The following is a 20,102-nucleotide window of genomic DNA, read 5'->3' as shown; positions in this document are numbered from 1 at the left end:
CGCGGGGAACTGCGCGAACGGCCACGGCATATGGGGTGGCCCGGTGACGGCGATGCGCACCCCGCGCCGGGGCTAGGCGCTGCGCTTGCCAGCCCTGCGCCTACGGCGCAGTTCTCCCAAGCGGGCCGAGCCCGCGATCAGGGGCGCGGGGAACTGCGCAAAAGGCCCGAGCCCCGACGCACCCGCACCCGGCGACGCACCGCACCCGGCGACGCACCGCACCCCGCGAAGGACCCGCACCCCGCGAAGGACCCCGCAAAAGAAGCCGCGAAGCGGCTAGACCTCTCCCCGCCCCATCGCCAGCAGCCGCTCCAGGACGCGCCCCTCGCTGAGGCGCAGCCCGTCGTGTTCCCACTCGTTGGTGATCCAGGTGCGGACGTTGCCCACGGCGGCGGCCGTGGCCAGGGAGTTCTCCCGGTCGACGTACATGTCGTCGTGGTACACGGCGGCCTGTACGGGCACCGTGTTCGCCGCGAGGCGCGCGGGGTCGTACAGGTCGGGCCAGTCCTCGCGCTCGGCGAGCAGCCGGGCCGTCTCGGCGAGGGGCCGCAGCGCCGGGTCCGCCTCGAAGTGCCAGGGGTAGATCATCTCGCCGGTGAAGTACACCGGCCGGTCCCCGTCCAGCGCCGCCGCCGCGTCGAACTCCGGGAACTCCGGCCGTACCCGCTGCGCCGCCCAGCCCGTGCCCGCGCGGCTCACCGACCGCTGCCCGTAGCTCGCCTCGTGCAGCACGGCGAAGAGCGGGTTGGGGGCGAGGGAGACCGCGGTGTGCACGGCGGCGAGGAAGGTGTCGGAGAGTTCGGCGCGCGGGCTGCCCGGGACGCCGCCGGTCACCCAGGCGTCCTCCAGCAGGTAGTGCAGCGTGTCGGAACCGCTGCCGCCGCCCAGCATCAGCCCGAGCGACTGGAACCGCGCGACGGTCAGCGGGCTCCCGTCCGGCAGCCGCACGGGCTCGCCCGCCTCCTCCGCCGCGCGCAGGTGCCCGGCGACGGCGCGTACGGCGGCGACGTCCCCGGGGTAACGGGCGTAGTGCGCCGCGTTCTTGCGGGCGACGGTCGGGTACGTCCGGCGGTAGACGTCCTCGGCCGGGACGCGCAGGCCGGGGATGCCACCGGTGACGAAGGCCTCGCGCAGGCCCTCGGGCGCGTACGAGAGGTAGGTGAAGGTGCACATGCCGCCGAAGCTCTGCCCCAGCACCGACCACGGGGTGTCCTCGCCGAGCAGCCGCTTCCGGACGAGTTCGGCGTCGCGGACGATGGAGTCGGCCCGGAAGTGCGCGAGGTAGTCGGCCTGTTGGGCGGCCGTGCCGCGCAGCGGGAGCGTCTGCCGGCTGGCGGGGGTGGAGCGGCCGGTGCCGCGCTGGTCGAGGAGCAGGACGCGGTAGTGCCGGAGCGCCGGTTCCAGCCAGGACGGGCCGAGCGGGCGGGGCGAACGCCCGCCCGGGCCGCCCTGGAGGTAGACCAGCCAGGGCAGTTCGTCCCCCTCGCGTCCCGCGGCGACGACCTCGCGCGCGTACAGCTCGATCTGCTCGCCGTCCGGCGCGGAGTGGTCCAGCGGCACCGGGAAGGTGTGGTCGGTCAGGACGGTTCCGGCGTGGCGCAGTACGGCGGTTTCGGGCACGGCCTGGGCTCCTCGGGGACGGCGGGGCGGACGACGCCGCCGACCCTACCGCCGGGCCCCGGCCGCCCCGCCGCCCCGGGGCTCACCCGCGCAGCGCCTCCCGGAGCGCGGACGCCAGCCGGTCGGTGGTGGCGCGGTCGCGTACCGCGAGCCGCAGCCACTCGGTGCCCAGGCCGGGGAAGGTGTCCCCGCGGCGGGTGGCGAAGCCCAGCTCGCGCAGCCGGAGCCGCAGCTTCTCGGCGCCCTCGCAGCGCACCAGGACGAACGGCCCGCGCGCCTCCGGCACCGCCGTCAGCTCCCCGAACTCCCGCAGCCGCGCCAGCAGATGGGCCCGGTCCTCGTCGGTGCGCCGCGCCGCCTCCTCCGCCTCGGCCAGCGCCGGGGGCTCGCAGCAGGCGACGGCCGCCGTCAGCGCCGGGGAGGAGACGGGCCACAGCGGCTGCCGGGCCGCCAGCTCGCCCGCGGTCGCCCGGTCGGTCAGCACGTAGCCGATGCGCAGGCCCGCCAGGCCCCAGGTCTTCGTCAGGCTCCGCAGTACGATCACCCGCCCGGGAAGCCCGTCCAACAGCGGGACCAGGGACTCCTGTTCGCCCGGCACCGCGTCGACGAACGCCTCGTCGACGACGAGCGTGCGCCCGGGACGCGCCAGCGCCGCGAGGCTGCCCGCCGGGTGCAGCACCGAGGTCGGGTTGGTCGGGTTGCCCACCACCACCAGGTCGGCGTCCTCGGGCACGAGCGCCGGGTCCAGCCGGAAGCCGTCCTCCCGGCGCAGCAGCACCCGGCCGACGGTGTGCCCCGCGTCCCGCAGCGCGGCCTCGGGCTCGGTGAACTGCGGGTGCACCACGACGGGACGCCGCGCGGGCACCGTACGCGCGACGAGCACGAACGCCTCGGCCGCGCCTGCCGTCAGCAGCACGCACTCCTCGGGCAGCCCGTGCCGCGCCGCGACCGCGGCCCGGGCGGCACGCCCGTCCGGGTACGCGGCGAGACCGGACAGCGAACCGGCGATCCGCTCGACCAGCCAGCCGGGCGGCGTCCCCGTCCGCACGTTGACCGCGAGATCCGTCAACCCGGCCTCGGCGTCCCGCACTTCGGCGTCCCCGTGGTGCCGAAGATCGGGCCCGCCGGGCGGGGGAGCGGCCTCAGACGACATGGACATCGCTCACCTCGGGCTTCTCGTACTCCGCCGCCTGCCCACCCGCGGCCTGCCCGGCCGTGGCCCCGGTGGTGCGGGGGCGCAGCGGGCGGCGGCGAGTGACGGCGGCGGTGGCGCGGGCCGGGCTGCCGTCCAGCGGCCGGGAGGCCACCTTGGGGACGACCAGCTCGCCGTACCCGTCGGCCGCCAGCAGCGCGGCCGCCTCCGCGACGGACGGCGTGCCCACCATGGCGCCGGCCCGCCGGGACGGGTTCGGCACCGGGACGGCCGTGAGCCGCCCGGCCGGGTACGTGCGCAGCGGCACCCCGAACCGTTCGGCGGCCGCGCGCGGGCCCGGCTCGTCGGCGCGGATGTCGAGGGTGGCCAGCTCGGCGACGCAGCGCGCGGACAGGCCCGCGTCGTCCAGCGCCTGCTCGATCAGCTCCACGATCTCGGCGGCCGCCGTGCCCCGGCAGGTGCCGAGCCCGATGCCCAGCGTCGGCGGGCGCAGCACGGCCTCGGTGGGGCCGGTGGCCACCACCTGGTCGGTGATCCACAGCCCGGGCCCGCCGCCCTCGCCCGGGGCGGTGCCGGTGGCGCGGACGTTCGGCGGCAGCGCGGGCAGCGGCCACTCGACGGTGTCGCACACGGCGACGTCCGTACCGGACAGGAAGGCCCGGCCGACGGTCGCGGCCGCGCCCTCCACCGGCCAGCCCAGGGAGTCCAGCACGGGGACGCCCGTCGGCGCCCCGGCCGCGGCGGGAACCGCGACGCAGCCGGGCAGCGCACCGGCGACGGCGGCCGCCAGCTCCCGCGCCGCCTGCCCGGGACCGGCCAGCAGCGGCACCGCGTACCGGCCGTCCTCGTCGACGCACACCACGGCCGGGGCCGTGGTCCGCGCGCGCAGCAGCGGCGCGAGCAGGCGCAGCGCGGGCCCGGTGCCGAGGACGCACACGATCCGCTCCTCGGCGGCGCACTCCCGCGCGACCCGCGCGGCCGCGTCCTCCGGGAGCCCGGGAGCGTACGGACCGTCGGTGTCCGTGGCGGGCAGCGGGTGCTCCCGCAGGTGTCCGGGCCAGGCGGCGGCCAGCAGGTCGCGGACGCGTTCGCCCGCCGGGCTCGCGGAGATCAGGCCGATCACGCGGAGGCTCCCCTCTCGGTTCCTTCCTCGGTTCCCTCGCCCCCGCGCGCCGCCGCCACGAAGCGGCTCGCCGCCTCCGGCACCGAGGCCCAGTGGACGTGCAGGTACGAGGCGTGCACCCGGCCCCGTACGAAGCCCTCGACGCGGCGCTCCGGGGCGACCACGCCCCAGGCCGGAGCGGTGCCGGCGCCGGGTTCGATCACCGTGCGGTGGAACTCGTGCCCCGAGACCCGGGTCCCGGCGGCCGCCAGCACGCTGTCGCCCACGGCGACCGCCTGCCGGTAGCCGAGCGTCAGCTTCGGCGTCATCCGCGCGCTCGCGTCCAGCACCCCGCACATGGGCCAGGCGCCGCCGCCGTCCTCCGGCTTCGGGCGCAACTCCCGTGCCAGATAGAGCAGTCCGGCGCACTCCGCCGCCACAGGACCCCGGAATCCGGCGACCGCGGCGCGCAGCCGCGTGTTGGCCGACAGCTCCGGCGCGTACACCTCGGGGAAGCCGCCGCCGATGACGAGCCCGCGCGTGCCCTCCGGCAGCGCCTCGTCCCGCAGCGGGTCGAAGGTGACGACGTCCGCGCCCGCCGCGGCGAGCAGTTCGGCGTGCTCGGCGTACGAGAAGGTGAACGCCGGGCCGCCCGCGACGGCCACCACCGGACGCCCGCCGCCCGCCGGGCCTCCGGCGGCCACGGCGGTGTGCGGGTCCCAGGGCGTCGCGGGCAGGTCGGGGGCGCTGCGGGCCAGCGCGAGCACCGTGTCCAGATCCACGCCCTCGCGGACCCGTTCGGCCAGCGCGGCCACCGACTCCACGGCCTCGCCCCGCCGTTCGGCCACCGGCACCAGGCCCAGGTGCCGGGACGGGGTGCTCACCTGCGGCGCCCGCCGCAGCACACCCAGTACCGGCACGCCCGAGGAGCCGAGCGCCTCGCGCAGCAGCGCCTCGTGCCGGTCCGAGCCGACCTTGTTGAGGATGACGCCGGCCAGCCGCACCTCCGGGTCCCAGGAGGCGAAGCCGTGCACCAGCGCCGCCACCGAGCGGGACTGCGAGGAGGCGTCCACCACCAGCACCACCGGCGCCCGCAGTTCCTTGGCGACCTGCGCGGTCGAGGCCAGCTCGCCCTCGCCCGCCGCGCCGTCGTACAGGCCCATCACGCCCTCGACGACGGCCAGTTCGCAGCCGGCCGCGCCGTGCAGGAACAGCGGCGCGACCAGTCCGGGGCCGCACAGATAGCTGTCCAGGTTGCGTCCGGGGCGGCCGGTGGCCAGCGCGTGGTAGCCCGGATCGATGTAGTCCGGGCCGACCTTGTGCGGGGAGACGGACAGACCGGCGGCGGCGAAGGCGGCCATCAGGCCCGTCGCCACCGTCGTCTTGCCGCTGCCGGAGGACGGCGCGGCGACGACGATCCGGGGGATGTTCACCGCGCGTCCCCCGCGTGCGGTGCTCGGCCTGCGGTCACCATTCGATGCCCCGCTGGCCCTTCTGGCCCGCGTCCATCGGGTGCTTGACCTTGCCCATCTCGGTGACCAGGTCGGCCGCGTCGATCAGCTCCTGCGGCGCGTTCCGCCCGGTGATGACCACGTGCTGGTGGCCGGGACGGTCCCGCAGCACCTCGACCACCTCGGCGGGGTCGATCCAGCCCCAGTGCATCGGGTAGTTGAACTCGTCCAGCACGTACAGCCCGTACGTCTCGGCGGCCAGGTCGCGCTTGACCTGCTCCCAGCCCTCCTTGGCCGCCTCCTCGCTGGACTCCAGGTCCCGCTGCACCCAGGACCAGCCCTCGCCCATCTTGTTCCAGGTGACGGTGCCGCCCTCGCCGGTGGCGCCCAGCACCCGCAGCGCGCGCTCCTCGCCGACCTTCCACTTCGCCGACTTCACGAACTGGAACACCCCGATCGGCCAGCCCTGGTTCCAGGCCCGCAGCGCGAGCCCGAAGGCGGCCGTCGACTTCCCCTTGCCGGTGCCGGTGTGCACCGCCACCAGGGGACGGTTCCGCCGCTGGCGGGTGGTGAGACCGTCGTTCGGGACGACGTTCGGCTGACCTTTCGGCATCAGGCTGCCCTCCGTGCGTGAGTCGTGGTGGTTCCGGTGACGCCCCGGACGAGGTCGGTCACCGCGTCGGCGCGCAGCTCTTCCAGCGTGACGGCGGTCCCGCCCAGGTCGCGCGCGAGTTCCCCGGCCAGGCCGAGCCGTACGGGGCCGGACTCGCAGTCCACGACCACCGAGGCCGTGCCGTCGGCCGCGAGCATCCGGGCCGCGCGCCGCGCCCGCCCGACCGGCTCCGGGCCCCCGGTGGCCCGCCCGTCCGTGACGGTGACCAGCAGCGGACGGCGCGAGGGGTCGCGCAGCCGCTCGACGCGCAGCACCTCGCGGGCCTGCGCGAGCCCGTCGGCCAGCGGGGTGCGCCCGCCCGTCGGCAGCGACTCCAGTCGGGCCGCCGCCGCGTCGACCGAGGACGTCGGCGGGAGCACGACCTCGGCGCCGGTCCGGCGGAAGGTCACCATGCCGACCTTGTCGCGCCGCTGGTACGCGTCCAGCAGCAGCGACAGCACCGCGCCCTTGACCGCGCTCATCCGCTTCCGCGCCGCCATCGACCCCGAGGCGTCGACGACGAACAGCACGAGGTTGCCCTCGCGCCCCTCGCGCACCGACTCGCGCAGGTCGTCCCGCCGGACGACGAGGCCGGGGCCGCGGCGTCCGCGCGCGTGCTGGTGCGGCGCGGCGGCCTGCATCGTGGCGGCCACGTGCAGCTTGCCGAGCGTGCCGCGCGGGCGGCGCGCGCCGGTGGTGCGGCCGTGCGGGGTGCGGGCGCGCGAGCGGCGGCCCGAGGCGCCCTCGCCCAGCCCTGGCACGGACAGCCGGCGGGTCTTGAACGGCTCCCCGGCACCGGCGGCCGCCTGCTCGCGTGCGGCGCCGCCGGCGGGCTGCTGCTCCGCGTCACCGGCGGGCTCCTCCGCCGAGTCCTGCGGGGTCTCCTGCGTGGCGTCCCGCGAGGGCTCGGGGGTGCCGGGCGTGTCCTCGGTGCGGCTCTGCTCCGGGACCGAAGTGTCGTCCGCGGGCGCCTCGTCCGGGGACTCGCCCCGGGGCCCGCCGTCCTCGTCGGAGGGCGCGCCCCCGCCGCCGTCCGGGCCGCCGTCGGGGTCGTCGTCCGGGTCCGGGTCGTCCTCGCCGCTGTGCTGGTCCAGCGTCTCGTCCAGCTTGTCCTCGTCCAGGTCGGGCGAGTCGAAGGGGTTGCGGCGCCGGCGGTGCGGCAGCGCCAGCAGCGCGGCCTGCCGGACGTCCTCGGCGAGCACCTCGGTGCGGCCCGCCCAGGCGGCCAGCGTCGTCGCCGTACGGGACATGACGATGTCCGCGCGCATCCCGTCGACCTCGAACGCGGCGCAGGTCGCGGCGATCTGCCGGAGCGCGCGGTCGCCCAGCCGCACCTGCGGCAGCAGGGCGCGGGCCGCGGCGATGCGCTCGCGCAGCTCCCGCTCCTCCTCCTGCCAGCGCGCGGTGAACTCCTCGGGCGCGTCGTCGAACTCCAGCCGCCGCCGGACCACTTCGACCCGCTCGTCGGTGTCCCGGGACGCGGCGACCTCGACCGTCAGCCCGAACCGGTCCAGCAACTGCGGCCGCAGCTCGCCCTCTTCGGGGTTCATCGTGCCGACGAGCAGGAACCGCGCGGCGTGCCGCACGGACACGCCCTCGCGCTCCACGTACGAGGCGCCCATCGCTGCCGCGTCCAGCAGCAGGTCCACGAGGTGGTCGTGGAGCAGGTTCACCTCGTCGACGTACAGCACACCGCGGTGCGCGGCCGCCAGCAGGCCCGGCTCGAAGGACTTCACGCCCTCCGACAGCGCCCGCTCGATGTCCAGCGCGCCGACGAGCCGGTCCTCCGAGGCGCCGACGGGCAGTTCGACCATCCGCGTCGGACGCGACTCGCCCGCTTCCCCGCCCGCGGCCTCCGCCCAGTCGGTGTGCGGCCCGTCCGGGCATGCCGGGTCGGGCGCGCCGGGCGCGCAGGAGAACCGGCAGCCGGGCACGACGGCGACCGGCGGCATCAGCGCGGCGAGGGCCCGGACGGCCGTGCTCTTCGCGGTGCCCTTCTCGCCGCGCACCAGGACGCCGCCGATCCGCGGGTTCACCGCGTTGAGCAGCAGACCCAGCTGGAGATCCCGCATCCCCACGATCGCGGTGAACGGATAGGGGGTGCTCATGCTGCGCTTCCTCCTTGGGACGGTGGTGCGGTGAACTGGCGTGACGGGAGGGGGAGTCGGGCGTACCTCACGGTGCCACCCCCTCGGCTTCCCGCGCGGGCGGGAGTCCGACCGGCGCGGGCGCGCCCGGCGGGACGAACGGGACACCGGCGGGCGGGCCCGACTCGATCAGCCGCAACAGCGCGTCCGTGTCGGCGTGTTCGGCGATCAGGTCGCCCAGCAGGTCGAGCTGCTCCTCGCGGAGCGTGCCGAAGCTCGTGTCCGGGGCCGGGACGAAGCCGGTCCGGCCCGCAGCCTCGGCCACCCGCCGCAGGAACGCGCGGCGGAACCCGTCGCTCTCCAGCGAACCGTGCCAGTGCGTGCCCCACACCGCGCCGACCCGGCAGCCGTCCGGCTCCGTGCCGTCGGGGCCGTGGAACAGCGGCTCGCCGCCGTGCACCCGGGCCACCCCGTGGTGGATCTCGTACCCCTCGACGTCCTCCCCGAGGGCCCGCCCGTGCGGCCGGGCCAGGGTCTTCTCCGGCGCGAACCGCACCCGCACGGGCAGCAGTCCGAGCCCGTCGACCGTCCCCTCCCGGGACTCGACGTCGTCCTCGATCCGCTCGCCCAGCAGCTGGTAGCCGCCGCAGATGCCGAGCACCGGGCGGCCCTCGGCCGCGCGCCGCAGCAGCGCGTCCGCGAGCCCGCGCTCGCGCAGCCACGCCAGGGCCCGCACGGTCCCGCGGGTGCCGGGGACCACGACCAGGTCGGCGTCGGCCAGTTCGTCGGGCCGGTCCGCGAAGCGGACGAGGACGCCCGGCTCGGCGGCCAGCGCGTCCACGTCGGTGAAGTTCGACATCAGCGGGACGGGCAGCACCGCGACCCGCAGCACCTCCGTGCCGTGCGCGGGCGCCGTCGCCGACTCGCGGACGGTGCCGCGCAGCGAGACCCGCAGCCCGTCCTCCTCGTCGATGCCGAGGCCGTGCCGGAACGGCAGCACGCCCAGCGTCCGGCGGCCGGTCAGCTGCCGCAGCATCTCCAGGCCGGGTTCCAGCAGCGAGACGTCGCCGCGGAACTTGTTGACCAGATAGCCCGCGAGCAGCTCCTGGTCCTCCTCGGCGAGCAGCGCCGTCGTCCCGAAGAACGAGGCGAACACCCCGCCGCGGTCGATGTCGCCGACGACGACCACCGGCAGCCGGGCCGCCCGTGCCAGGCCCATGTTGACGATGTCGCTGCGGCGCAGGTTGATCTCGGCCGGGCTGCCCGCGCCCTCGCAGATCACCGCGTCGTGGGTGCGCCGCAGTTCGTCCAGGCAGCCGTTGACCGTCTCGGCCAGCCGCGCCTGCCGGTCCGCGTGGTAGCCGCGCGCGCTCAGCTCGCCGACCGGCTTGCCCAGCAGCACCACCTGACTCGTACGGTCCCCGCCCGGCTTCAGCAGCACCGGGTTCATCAGCGCGCTGGGCTCGGTACGGGCCGCCGCCGCCTGCATGGCCTGCGCCCGCCCGATCTCCGCGCCCTCCAGGGTCACGTACGAATTCAGCGACATGTTCTGCGCCTTGAACGGCGCCACCTTGACGCCCTCGCGGGCCAGCCAGCGGCAGATGCCCGCCGTCACCACGCTCTTGCCCGCGTCCGAGGTCGTCCCGGCGACGAGCAGCCCGCCGCCCCGGCCGTCGCCCGCGCGGGAGCCCCGCCGTCCGTCCGTCACACCGTCCCCTTACCGCGGCTCGCCGCCGCTGCTCGTCCCGCCGCGCTCGCCGCGAGGCGGCCGGCCGTGGTCACCGCCAGCGCGAGCACGCCGACCCGGCGCGACAGCCGCGCCGCCCGCTCGACGTCCGCCGCCTCGACCCGACGCCCCTCGCCGTTCAGCACCGGCCGGTGCTCGGTTCGCCCGCCGTACGACAGCGTGCCGCCCAGCCGGACGCCCAACGCGCCCGCGAACGAGGACTCCACGGGCCCCGCGTTCGGGCTCGGATGCCGGTGCGCGTCCCGCCGCCAGGCGCGCAGCGCCCCGCGCGGATCGGGCCCCGCGAGCGTCGCCAGCACGGCGGTCAGCCGGGCGCCGGGCCGGCCCGCGACGTCGTCCAGCCGGGCCGAGGCCCAGCCGAACCTGAGGTACCTGGGGGAGCGGTGACCGACCATCGCGTCCAGCGTGTTCACCGCGCGGAACCCGGCCATCCCCGGCACCCCCGCCACCGCGCCCCACACGAGCGCGCCGACGACGGCGTCCGAGGTGTTCTCCGCGACGGACTCGACCACCGCGCGGGCGATCCCGTCCGCGTCCAGCGCCTGCGGGTCCCGCCCGCACAGGTGCGGCAGCCGCCGCCGCGCCGCCTCGACGTCGCCGTCCTCCAGCGCGGCGCCGATCAGCCGCGCCTCGCGCACCAGGCTGCTGCCGCCGAGCACGGACCAGGTGACGGCCGCGCCCAACGCGACCCCGGCGCACGGCAATCCGGGCCGGGCACCCGTGGCCCCGGCGATCCGCGCCGCGAGATGCGCGGCGGCGACGGTGCCGCCGGCCAGCGCGGCGGTGTACGCGGCACCCGCCGCGCGGCTGTCCCGCCACAGCGGGCGCTCGGCCGCGGCGGCGGCCCGGCCGAAGAGGGCGACGGGGTGGCCGCGGCGCGGGTCACCCAGCACCGCGTCGGCCAGGAACCCGAGCGCGGCACCGGCCGCGTGCACACCGGCGGCCCGGACCGCGGCCGTGGCGGCGGCAGTTGACGAGGGGGAGGAAGGAGAGGGGGAGCTGTGTGAGGCCCGCATCGGTCAGCGTGCCGCGCTGCCTCGGCGGACGGACGAGGGGACACCCGGGCCCGGGGCGCCGGTCACCTCGTCGCGCGGGGCGGCGGGTACGGCGGGTCCGCGGCGGACGGCAGGGGCGTGCGGTGCGGCGGTGGTGCCACGCATGGCGGTGTCCTCACTCAGGGTCCTCGCCCTGGCTCGACGTGACCGGCGGTGAGAGTCTCCTGGCTCCCGGATCGCCGCGCACTCCCCACCTGTGGCCCCGCGCTGTCCGCCGCCGTCCGTGCCGCTCGTGGGGGCCGGACCGTTCGGGTCGTACGTCGCGTGCTGCGCCTCGGTGCGGGGTGCGCTCCCCGGTGACAGTGGCGGGACCGCGCCGGACTCGCACCGGCTTCCTCTCCTGCCGCCGTTTGGGCAACGGGCAGTCCACCACGGTGGCGAACCCTGGTCAACTCGCCTTTGACCTGCGGCGGGAGAGTGTGAGTAGACACACGCGTGAGGGGTGCGGGCCGGGCCCGCACCCCTCACGGTGCTGTCCTGGTGAACTGTCCGCCGGTCAGGCGGGTGCGTCGCCGTCAGGCGGGTGCGTCGCCGTCAGGCGGTGATCAGGTAGATGCCGAACGCCACCGCGGCCGCGCAGACCGCGTAGCAGGCGTAGGCACCGGTACGCGCCAGTGCGGTGGAGCCACCGGCGTCGGCCCGTACCGAGGAGCCGAGGATGCCGAGCGTGAACACGCCCACCAGACCGACCGTCGCCGCGAGGCTGACGCCGAAGACCTGGCCGAGAGCTGCCCAGTCGATGTGCATAACGGTGTTCCTTCTCCGAGTACGTCGAGTACGTGGAAGTCCGCGCGGCCCGTGCGGCCGTCAGGACAGGGGCGAGGCCGAGGCGGAGGGCTCGCGGACCGCGGCCGCCGGCTCCTGGCGCTGTGCCGGGACACCCGCTTCCGGCTCTCCGCCGTCCTCGGCCGGGGCCGCGGACTGGGCGGCGCCGGTGGGCGGCGGGGCGACGGACTGCATGGCCGTGGTGACGACGCCGGGGCTCTCCGGCTCGCCGCCGGTGGCCTCGGAACCCTCGGCACCGGCCGCCTGCGGCTCGTTGACGTTGGTGTGGTCGACGGGCTCACGGCGCGAGGCCACCCAGATCGCACCGCAGATGACGACGGCGAGGACCGCGACCGTGGTGACGCCCCAGTCGCCCTGCTGCGCCAGCAGCGCGGCACCGGCGGCGACGAGTCCCGCCGCGGGGAGCGTCAGGCCCCAGCCCACGAACATCCGGCCGGCCGTGCTCCAGCGCACGACGCCGCCCTTGCGGCCCAGCCCCGAACCCATGACCGCACCCGAGCAGACGTGGGTGGTGGAGAGGGAGAAGCCGATGTGCGAGGAGGCCAGGATGGTGGCCGCCGCGCTGGTCTGCGCCGCGAAGCCCTGCGGGGGCTGGATGTCGGTGAGGCCGTTGCCCATGGTGCGGATGATCCGCCAGCCGCCGAGGTACGTGCCGAGCGCGATGGCCAGGCCGGCGGAGGCGATGACCCAGACCGGCGGGTCGGCGTTCGGCGCGAGGACACCGCCGGTGATCAGCGCGAGCGTGATCACACCCATGGTCTTCTGCGCGTCGTTGGTGCCGTGCGCGAGCGAGACGAGCCCGGCGGAGGTGATCTGACCGGCGCGGTAGCCCTTGGCCGTCTGCTGCGAATCGGCCTTGCGGGCGAGCCGGTAGGTCACCCGGGTCGCGGCGAGCGAGGCGATGCCCGCGACGAGCGGGGCCGCGATGGCGGGGATGAGGACCTTCATCACCACGGTGCCGCCGTTGACGGCACCGAAGCCGACCGAGGCGACCGTGGCACCGATGAGGCCGCCCATGAGGGCGTGCGAGGAGCTGGAGGGGAGTCCTGCGAGCCAGGTCAGCAGGTTCCAGATGATGGCGCCGACGAGTCCGGCGAAGATCACTTCAGGCCGGACGCCCGCGCCCTCGTCGATGATCCCGGAGGAGATGGTTCTGGCGACCTCGACGGAGAGGAAAGCTCCGACGAGGTTGAGGACCGCCGACATCGCCACCGCTGTCTTGGGCTTGAGTGCCCCGGTGGAGATGGTGGTGGCCATGGCGTTGGCCGTGTCGTGGAAGCCGTTCGTAAAGTCGAACACCAAGGCCGTGACGATCACGATCCCGATGAGAAGCGTGATGTGTTCCATTCACCCAGGCACAATCAGTCGGTTGTCGATGACTCGTTGAACGTAGGAAGGGTGGGTGAACGGAAGGTGAACTGCGGCAGGCGCCGGAGTGTCACCCCCCGACGCCTTACGTGAGCATCCGATCACGGACCGCACCACGGGGTGCCTGGAACCCCTGTGGTGCGCCCCCGCCGCCCCTGTTCACCCCCTCGCGAAGCGCCGCAGCTGGTCCATCGAGCCGTTGAAGAGATTCTGGTCACCGGGGAGCGCCCCGGAGGTGGAGTGCTGCCAGATCGACCGGTAGGACCAGCCGTTCGGCAGCGGCCCCCGCTTGCGGCCCCAATCGGCAAGCCACAGCGGGTGGTTGGCGGCGAAGTTGGGGCTGTTGCCCGCGCACCTGCGCCACCAGCGGGTCGAGGTGTAGATGACCGGGTTGCGGCCGGTCAGCCGGCGCACCTCCAAGCTGAAGGACTCGATCCAGGCGCGCATCCTGGTGTCGCCGAGTCCGTGGCAGAAGCCGTTGGTGCCGGCCTCCAGGTCCAGCGCCGGCGGCAGCGTCCAGCCGTCGCGCTGCCACTGCCCGCCGTTGCGGACGAAATAGCGGGCCTGCGCCTTCCCCGAGGAGGAGGCGGGATGTGCGAAGTGGTACGCGCCGTGCAGGATTCCGGCCCGGCGTGATCCGTTGAACTGCTGGGCGAAATGCGGATTGCGGTAGCTGGTGCCTTCGGTCGCCTTCACGTAGACGAACTTCGCACCGTTCGCCTTCGCTTTCCGCCAGTTGACGTCGCCCTGGTGCGAGGAGACGTCGTGACCCCGTGTGCCGGATATTCCGGTGGCGCCGGGGTCCGCCGCGGCGGCGGGTGCCGCGGCTTCGGAGAGGGCCGTGCTTCCGAGCGCGAGAGCCGCGACGGCCAGGGTCAGTGAGCGGATTCGGGGATGCGGAGAACGTCGATCACGAGTCATGTTTCCCCTCATGATGTGCGCACACGGCAAATCCCTCCGAGATTAGCCTCCCGCGCCCGCGAGGAGGGATTTCCGGCCGTAAACTCCTCAATTCGGGCAGTGCCGCGGGGAATTGGGGACGGAAACGCGTTACACAGGGTTCAGCTCACCGGTAGAGTTCCGTTCCGGAGGGAGCGCCCATGCAGCAGGAAAACCATGCGGAATCGTCACTCGCGTCCCAGGAGGAAACCCGGGACGCATGGCGGCGGCTCGTGGAGGTGGCACGCAGGACGGTGACCGACGGCCTCGTCGTCGGCACCTCGGGAAACGTCTCGGTACGCGTCGGCGACACCGTCCTCGTCACCCCGAGCGGCATCCCGTACGACCGGCTCGGCCCCGGCGAGCTGTGCGCCGTCGACCTGGACGGCAGGCGCGTCGCCGGGCACACCGTGCCGACCAGCGAACTCCCCATGCACCTCGCCGTCTACCGGAACACCGGGGCGCGCGCCGTCGTCCACACGCACGCCGTGCACGCGACCGCCGTCTCCACCCTCGTCACCGAACTGCCCGCCGTGCACTACATGACGGCGGCGCTCGGCGGCCCCGTCCGCGTCGCCCCCTACGCGACCTACGGCAGCGACGAACTGGCCGCGCACATGCTCACCGCGCTGGAGGGCCGCAGCGGCTGCCTGCTCCAGAACCACGGCACCGTCGTGCACGGCGCCGACCTGGACCAGGCGTACGACCGGACGGCCCAGCTGGAGTGGATGTGCCGGGTCTGGCTCACCGCCTCCGGCGTGCCCGGACGCACCCCCAGCCTGATCCCGCCGGACGAACTCGACCGCGTCGCCGACAAACTGAGCCGCTACGGCCAGCCCGGTCCGCAGGACTGACGCCGGGGGCCCGGCCCGCTCACCCGCCCGCTCCCGCTCCGCTGGCCGGGCACCGCCCCCGGGCCGACACTTGGCGGGATGAAGCGTCTGCACACAGCGGCGGCCGTCGCCGCGACCTCCGTACTCGGTGCCGGTGCCGCCGTCGCCGCCGGACGGTACGCGGCGGGCACCGCGCTGCGCCCCTCCCGGCACCACCGCGGCCGCTCCCACGTCCCGGCCGGATTCGAGGGCCCCGCCCTCACCGTGCACGCCACGGACCCAGGCCACATCACGCTCACCCGCTCCCTCACCTCGCTGCTCCCCGGCACCTACGGGCTGGCCGGACGGCACGGGCACGCCGTCGTCGGCCCCGTCGTCGAGGGCCCGGACGGGCAGGGGGCCGCCGCCGACACCGTCGTCCGCGCCCTGCTGCGCACCGGGCCCGGCGAGCTCGGCCCGGGGGACCGGGTGCGGCTCACCCCGCAGGTGTACTCCGGCGACCCTGTCGGCGCGCTCGGGCTCGCCAGTGCCGAGGCCGACGTCCCGGGTGAACTCGGCACGCTGCCCGCCTGGTTCGTGCCCGGCGGCCGCCGCACCTGGGTGATCGCCGTGCACGGACTCGGTGCCACTCGCGAACAGGCCCTGTGCGTCCTGCCGTTCCTCGCCGAACGGCGCGTCCCCGTCCTCGTCCTGGGCTACCGGGGGGACGCCGGAGCACCCCGCCCGGCCGACGGCGTCGGGCACCTGGGCAACACCGAGTGGCGCGACCTGGACGCCGCGATCCGCTACGCGATGCGGTACGGCGCCGAACGTGTCGTCCTGCACGGCTGGTCCACCGGCGCTTCCATGGCGCTCCAGGCCGCCGCCAACTCCGCGCTCCGCGACCGCGTCGCCGGGCTCGTCCTCGACTCCCCGGTCCTCGACTGGCGGGCCACCGTCCGCGCGCTGGCCTCGGCCCGGCACGTCCCCAAGCCGCTGCTGCCGCTCGTCCTCCGCGCCGCGCAGGGCCGGGCCGGGCTCGGCACCGAGCGGCTCGCCACCGCCGCCGAGCCCCGGCGGCTGGCGGTGCCCACCCTGCTCTTCCACGGCCCCGCCGACTCCGTCGCGCCCTGGCAGGCGTCCCGCGACTTCGCCGCGGCCCGCGAGGACCTCGTCACCCTGCACACCGTCAACGGCGCCCCGCACGCCGCGATGTGGAACGCGGACCCGGAGAAGTACGAGGAAGCCCTCCGCCGCTTCCTCACCCCACTCGTCTGACTCCGCCCTTCTGCCCCGGTCCGTCCCCGGACCGCGGCACCGTGAACCGGGGCGGTTCGGACGGCGGTAACCGGAATCCTGGACCCCGTTTGGGATTTCGGGCTCACAGCATGAAGACTGCTCCCTGTGACGTCGTCCCGTACTCCACGCGACACCCGGCTCCAGCTCGTGCCCCGACGGCCCGTCGCGGCGGCCCGCCGCACCGTGCGGTCCCGGCGCGCCGATCCCGCGCCGCCGCCGCCCGACGGCGTGCCCGCCAGGGACCAGCTCGCGCGGCACGCGCGGGCGGCACTCGCCGACACCGTCGCCCTCGCCCGCTGGATCGAACAGGGCGGTACGCCGCCCGAGACCGCCCGCGAGGCCGAGGAGTGCGCGGCCGCGCTGCGGATGACGGTGCCCCAGGTCCGGCTGCACTGGGACCGGGCACGGCTCGCCGGGCTCATCGAGCTGCACGACACCACCGCCCGCCCCGGCTGGCGGCTGCGCGCCTGGGACAAGGACGACAGCGCCGTACTGCGCGGCTGGGTCGGCCTGTTCGACGCCTGGTCGCTGGCCTTCCCCGCGCCCACCCCGGCCGACCCGGCGCTGGTGGCCGAAGTCATCGAGGCCGCACCGCAGTTGCTGTCCGTGATGCACCTCTCGGCCGGCCCCGTCACCTTCGCGCTGCTCGACGACCTGCTCGCGCAGCGCATCACCGAACTGCGCGCCGAACGCTCCGAACGCGAGAGCACCGAGCGCGCCGAACCCGAGACACCCGCCGACGGCACCCCCGCCGTCGAGGACGCGGCCCCGGCCGCGGCCCCGCACCCGGTCAGCCCCGGCGTCGCGCTCTCCGGGCTGCTCGACTGGGCGCTGGACGGCTTCGCCGCCGTCGGCGCCCTGACCCGCTGCCCCGACGAGGAGACCGGCGTCAAACAGGGCTCGGCCGTGCTCACCCCGCTCGGCAACTGGGCGGTGTGGATCAAGCTGGAGCAGATCTGCGTCGCGGCCCAGAGCCCCGCGGGGAACATCGAGCAGTCGGCCGAGGACATGCTCCGCGGCTGCGCCCGCCTTACCCCGGGCCCCGCCCGCGACGAGTACCGCGCCTGGCTCGCGGCCCGCTCCACCGGACTGGCCATCTCCGAGCTCGTCGAGGCCGCGCGCGGCGAGGACGCCCTGATCCGGGGCCTCGCCTTCGAGGCGCTCCGGGTGGTCGGGGCCCCGGCCGAGGAGGCCGTCCGCGCGGCCGCCGAGCAGGCCGTGCTGCGGCCCTACGCGCTGCTCTGGCTCGCCGAGCTGGAGGGCGCGGACCCGGAGGACCTCGCGGGCGGCGCCCCCGGCGTCCTCACCCGCGAGGAGGCCACCTGGCTCTGGGTCGACACCGCGGCCGCCGTCACCGACCACGGCGAACAGCGGCTGCTCGTCGACCACTTGGAGACCGCGGTGCAGGGCTCGGTGCCCAGCCTGCTGCGCGAGGTACGCGCCACCGGCCACCCGCGCACCGTCCAGGTGCTCGTCGCCCTCGCCGCCGCGCACCCGGACCCGGCCCTCGCCAAGGCCGTACGCCGCGCCGCCTTCCAGGTCCACACCGGCGGCGTCTGACCCGGCGGGCGGGCGGCCCCGGGGCCGCCCGCCCGCGTACGTCCGTCCCCCGTGCGTCAGCCGCCCGGGGTGGGCCGGTAGGTGCCGAAGGCCCAGACGTTGCCCTCCAGGTCACGGGCCAGGTACTCGCGGGATCCGTAGTCCTGGTCCGTCGGTTCCATGAGGATCTCCACGCCCGCCGCGCGGGCCCGCTCGCAGTGCGCGTCGATGCCGGAGGCGCCCGACGTCACCGCGACGTAGACGCACGTCGGCCCGGCGCCCGCCATGGCGGAGCCGAACGTGCCCCGGGGATCCGCCGTACCCAGCATCACCAGGCCGTTGCCGTGGGAGAGTTCGGCGTGCGCGACGCTGCCGTCCGCTCCCTCGTGGACCGCCTCCTCGGTGAAGCCGAAGGCTTCCCGCAGCTGGGCGATCGCGGCCCGCGCGTCCCGGTACTGCAGCGTCGGAAACACCGTCGGTCCGTCTGCCATCCCGCTCACCTCTCCGTTTTCGGTGCCGGCGGCCGCCGTCGCGGCCGTCCCCGAGGTTCCTTCGCAGTGTGGCACCGGCCACTGACAATGCCCTCCCGGAGCGGGCGTCCGGGAGGGTCCGGCGGCCCGGACGGCACCGGAATAACGACTTGCGCTCCGCCGTTAGACTGGCGTCATGGCTGCTCCACTCATTCATTAGGCGGCGTACGGCCGCACACCCGACGCATCGCACCCCGTACGTCCGTCCTCACCCCTGCCTGGAGTCAGTCCGTGATCACCGCCACCGGCCTTGAGCTGCGCGTCGGCGCCCGCACCCTGATCGAATCCGCCACGTTCCGCGTCGCCCAGGGCGACCGCGTCGGCCTCATCGGCCGCAACGGAGCGGGCAAGACCACCCTCACCAAGTGCCTTGCCGGAGAAGGCATTCCGACCGGCGGCACCATCACCCGCAGCGGTGAGGTCGGCTATCTCCCCCAGGACCCGCGCACCGGCGACCTCGACGTCCTCGCCCGCGACCGCATCCTCTCGGCCCGCGGGCTCGACAGCGTGATCCGCAGGATGCGGGAGAACGAGGACCGCATCGCGAACGGCCAGGGCGCCACCCGCGAGAAGGCCCTGAAGAAGTACGAGCGCCTGGAGACGGAGTTCCTCACCAAGGGCGGTTACGCGGCGGAGGCCGAGGCGGCCACCATCGCGGCCAGCCTGAAGCTCCCCGAGCGCGTCCTCGGCCAGCCGCTGCACACCCTCTCCGGCGGCCAGCGCCGCCGCGTCGAGCTGGCCCGCATCCTCTTCTCCGATGCCGACACCCTGCTCCTCGACGAGCCGACGAACCACCTGGACGCCGACTCGATCGTCTGGCTGCGCGACTTCCTGCGCACCTACCGCGGCGGCCTGATCGTGATCTCCCACGACAACGACCTGGTCGAGACGGTCGTCAACAAGGTCTTCTACCTGGACGCCAACCGCTCGGTGATCGACGTCTACAACATGGGCTGGAAGCAGTACCAGACCCAGCGCGCGGACGACGAGAAGCGGCGCAGGCGCGAGCGTGCCAACGCCGAGAAGAAGGCGACGGCGCTGTCCGCGCAGGCCGCGAAGATGGGCGCCAAGGCGACCAAGGCCGTCGCGGCGAAGAACATGGCCCGCCGCGCGGAGAAGCTGATGTCGGGGCTGGAGGCCGAGCGCCAGTCGGACAAGGTCGCCAAGCTCCGCTTCCCCGAGCCCGCGCCCTGCGGCAAGACCCCGCTGATGGCCGAGGACCTGTCGAAGACCTACGGCTCGCTGGAGATCTTCACCGGTGTCGACCTCGCCATCGACAAGGGCTCCCGCGTGGTCATCCTGGGCCTGAACGGCGCGGGCAAGACGACGCTGCTGCGGCTGCTCGGCGGCGTCGAGGAGCCGGACACCGGCAAGGTCATCCAGGGCCACGGCCTCAAGCTCGGCTACTACGCGCAGGAGCACGAGACCCTCGACCCGGACCGCACGGTCCTGGAGAACATGCGCTCGTCCGCGCCCGACATGGACCTGGTCGAGATCCGCAAGACCCTCGGCTCGTTCCTCTTCTCGGGCGACGACGTGGACAAGCCCGCCGGTGTCCTCTCCGGCGGCGAGAAGACCCGGCTGGCCCTGGCCACGCTCGTCGTCTCGTCCGCGAACGTGCTGCTCCTCGACGAGCCGACGAACAACCTCGACCCGGCCAGCCGCGAGGAGATCCTCGGCGCGCTGCACACCTTCACCGGCGCCGTCGTCCTCGTCACGCACGACGAGGGCGCCGTCGAGGCGCTCTCCCCGGAGCGGATCATCCTGCTCCCGGACGGCGTCGAGGACCTGTGGGGCGACGACTACGCGGACCTGGTCGCCCTCGCCTGAGCGGCGCGCCGCCGAGCTTCCGCACCGGGCCCGTACGCCGCCGCGCGTACGGGCCCGGAGTGCGTGCGGGGCGGTGCGGCGCGGAGCCGATCACGCGCTTCTGGATCATTCGGCCGACCGTTGATCCTTCAT

At 75.2% G+C, this 20,102-nt stretch carries 16 protein-coding genes; 4 read left to right on the top strand and 12 right to left on the bottom strand.

What is annotated here, in order from left to right; translation table 11 throughout:
* Positions 1–276: 276 nt before the first annotated feature.
* The 11 genes from HCC30_RS09250 to HCC30_RS09200 all read right to left on the bottom strand — a co-directional run bounded on the left by HCC30_RS09250 (position 277) and on the right by HCC30_RS09200 (position 13,942).
* The gene (locus tag HCC30_RS09250; protein ID WP_169441933.1) at positions 277–1,620 is read right to left on the bottom strand and encodes an alpha/beta fold hydrolase; all 1,344 of its coding nucleotides are present in this window, start codon (positions 1,618–1,620) and stop codon (positions 277–279) included.
* Between the two features lie 82 nt (positions 1,621–1,702).
* Positions 1,703–2,779, bottom strand: a complete 1,077-nt coding sequence (cobC, locus tag HCC30_RS09245) for an Rv2231c family pyridoxal phosphate-dependent protein CobC (RefSeq protein WP_169441932.1) — start codon at positions 2,777–2,779, stop codon at positions 1,703–1,705.
* A complete protein-coding gene (locus HCC30_RS09240) occupies positions 2,763–3,896 on the bottom strand; it encodes a cobalamin biosynthesis protein (RefSeq protein WP_169441931.1) in 1,134 nt (377 codons plus the stop codon). The genes cobC and HCC30_RS09240 overlap by 17 nt, the downstream gene beginning before the upstream one ends.
* Positions 3,893–5,308: a cobyrinate a,c-diamide synthase gene (locus HCC30_RS09235; protein WP_169441930.1), complete on the bottom strand. Its 1,416-nt coding sequence runs from the start codon at positions 5,306–5,308 to the stop codon at positions 3,893–3,895. The genes HCC30_RS09240 and HCC30_RS09235 overlap by 4 nt, the downstream gene beginning before the upstream one ends.
* A gap of 34 nt (positions 5,309–5,342) precedes the next feature.
* Positions 5,343–5,939, bottom strand: coding sequence for a cob(I)yrinic acid a,c-diamide adenosyltransferase (cobO, locus tag HCC30_RS09230; protein ID WP_169441929.1), 597 nt, complete (start codon positions 5,937–5,939; stop codon positions 5,343–5,345).
* Positions 5,939–8,086, bottom strand: a complete 2,148-nt coding sequence (locus HCC30_RS09225; RefSeq protein ID WP_169441928.1) for a putative cobaltochelatase — start codon at positions 8,084–8,086, stop codon at positions 5,939–5,941. The genes cobO and HCC30_RS09225 overlap by 1 nt, the downstream gene beginning before the upstream one ends.
* 67 nt (positions 8,087–8,153) lie before the next feature.
* Positions 8,154–9,773 (bottom strand): cobyric acid synthase, encoded by a 1,620-nt coding sequence (locus tag HCC30_RS09220; protein ID WP_169441927.1) that lies wholly within the window; start codon positions 9,771–9,773, stop codon positions 8,154–8,156.
* Complete coding sequence (locus HCC30_RS09215) at positions 9,770–10,828, bottom strand: cobalamin biosynthesis protein (RefSeq protein ID WP_169441926.1); 1,059 nt, start codon at positions 10,826–10,828, stop codon at positions 9,770–9,772. The genes HCC30_RS09220 and HCC30_RS09215 overlap by 4 nt, the downstream gene beginning before the upstream one ends.
* A gap of 573 nt (positions 10,829–11,401) precedes the next feature.
* Positions 11,402–11,614: a hypothetical protein gene (locus HCC30_RS09210; RefSeq protein WP_169441925.1), complete on the bottom strand. Its 213-nt coding sequence runs from the start codon at positions 11,612–11,614 to the stop codon at positions 11,402–11,404.
* A 60-nt stretch (positions 11,615–11,674) separates the two neighbouring features.
* A complete protein-coding gene (locus HCC30_RS09205; protein WP_169441924.1) occupies positions 11,675–13,000 on the bottom strand; it encodes an inorganic phosphate transporter in 1,326 nt (441 codons plus the stop codon).
* 180 nt (positions 13,001–13,180) lie between these two features.
* On the bottom strand, positions 13,181–13,942 hold the full coding sequence (locus HCC30_RS09200; protein WP_169441923.1) for a lysozyme: 762 nt from the start codon (positions 13,940–13,942) through the stop codon (positions 13,181–13,183).
* Between the two features lie 179 nt (positions 13,943–14,121).
* On the opposite strand from HCC30_RS09200, the gene HCC30_RS09195 reads away from it, so the two are divergent.
* The 3 genes from HCC30_RS09195 (at position 14,122) to HCC30_RS09185 (ending at position 17,631) form a co-directional block, all read left to right on the top strand.
* Complete coding sequence (locus tag HCC30_RS09195; RefSeq protein ID WP_169441922.1) at positions 14,122–14,814, top strand: class II aldolase/adducin family protein; 693 nt, start codon at positions 14,122–14,124, stop codon at positions 14,812–14,814.
* Between the two features lie 78 nt (positions 14,815–14,892).
* Complete coding sequence (locus tag HCC30_RS09190) at positions 14,893–16,050, top strand: alpha/beta fold hydrolase (protein WP_169441921.1); 1,158 nt, start codon at positions 14,893–14,895, stop codon at positions 16,048–16,050.
* A gap of 126 nt (positions 16,051–16,176) precedes the next feature.
* Entirely contained in the window at positions 16,177–17,631 is a 1,455-nt protein-coding gene (locus HCC30_RS09185; RefSeq protein WP_169441920.1) for a hypothetical protein, read from the top strand.
* 56 nt (positions 17,632–17,687) lie between these two features.
* Here HCC30_RS09185 and HCC30_RS09180 read toward each other — a convergent pair whose 3' ends face one another.
* A complete protein-coding gene (locus HCC30_RS09180) occupies positions 17,688–18,110 on the bottom strand; it encodes a VOC family protein (RefSeq protein WP_169441919.1) in 423 nt (140 codons plus the stop codon).
* 261 nt (positions 18,111–18,371) lie between these two features.
* Here HCC30_RS09180 and abc-f point away from each other — a divergent pair, with 261 nt between their 5' ends.
* Positions 18,372–19,970 carry a ribosomal protection-like ABC-F family protein gene (gene abc-f, locus HCC30_RS09175; RefSeq protein ID WP_169441918.1) on the top strand — a complete coding sequence of 533 codons (1,599 nt, stop codon included), beginning with the start codon at positions 18,372–18,374 and terminating at the stop codon, positions 19,968–19,970.
* The last annotated feature ends 132 nt before the right edge of the window (positions 19,971–20,102 follow it).

The sequence above is a fragment of the Streptomyces sp. HNM0574 genome (genome assembly GCF_012726235.1).
Taxonomy (GTDB): domain Bacteria; phylum Actinomycetota; class Actinomycetes; order Streptomycetales; family Streptomycetaceae; genus Streptomyces.
The sequence above is the reverse complement of the archived record's forward strand: the minus strand, read 5'-3'. Positions and strand labels throughout refer to the sequence as shown.

What these genes read in the sequence shown, in the direction of transcription:
- HCC30_RS09205 (WP_169441924.1), bottom strand. Translation starts at nt 13,000, where the DNA reads ATGGAACACATCACGCTTCTCATCGGGATCGTGATCGTCACGGCCTTG.
- HCC30_RS09225 (WP_169441928.1), bottom strand. Translation starts at nt 8,086, where the DNA reads ATGAGCACCCCCTATCCGTTCACCGCGATCGTGGGGATGCGGGATCTC.
- HCC30_RS09215 (WP_169441926.1), bottom strand. Translation starts at nt 10,828, where the DNA reads ATGCGGGCCTCACACAGCTCCCCCTCTCCTTCCTCCCCCTCGTCAACT.
- HCC30_RS09195 (WP_169441922.1), top strand. Translation starts at nt 14,122, where the DNA reads ATGCAGCAGGAAAACCATGCGGAATCGTCACTCGCGTCCCAGGAGGAA.
- cobC (WP_169441932.1), bottom strand. Translation starts at nt 2,779, where the DNA reads ATGTCCATGTCGTCTGAGGCCGCTCCCCCGCCCGGCGGGCCCGATCTT.
- cobO (WP_169441929.1), bottom strand. Translation starts at nt 5,939, where the DNA reads ATGCCGAAAGGTCAGCCGAACGTCGTCCCGAACGACGGTCTCACCACC.
- HCC30_RS09200 (WP_169441923.1), bottom strand. Translation starts at nt 13,942, where the DNA reads ATGACTCGTGATCGACGTTCTCCGCATCCCCGAATCCGCTCACTGACC.
- HCC30_RS09210 (WP_169441925.1), bottom strand. Translation starts at nt 11,614, where the DNA reads ATGCACATCGACTGGGCAGCTCTCGGCCAGGTCTTCGGCGTCAGCCTC.
- HCC30_RS09190 (WP_169441921.1), top strand. Translation starts at nt 14,893, where the DNA reads ATGAAGCGTCTGCACACAGCGGCGGCCGTCGCCGCGACCTCCGTACTC.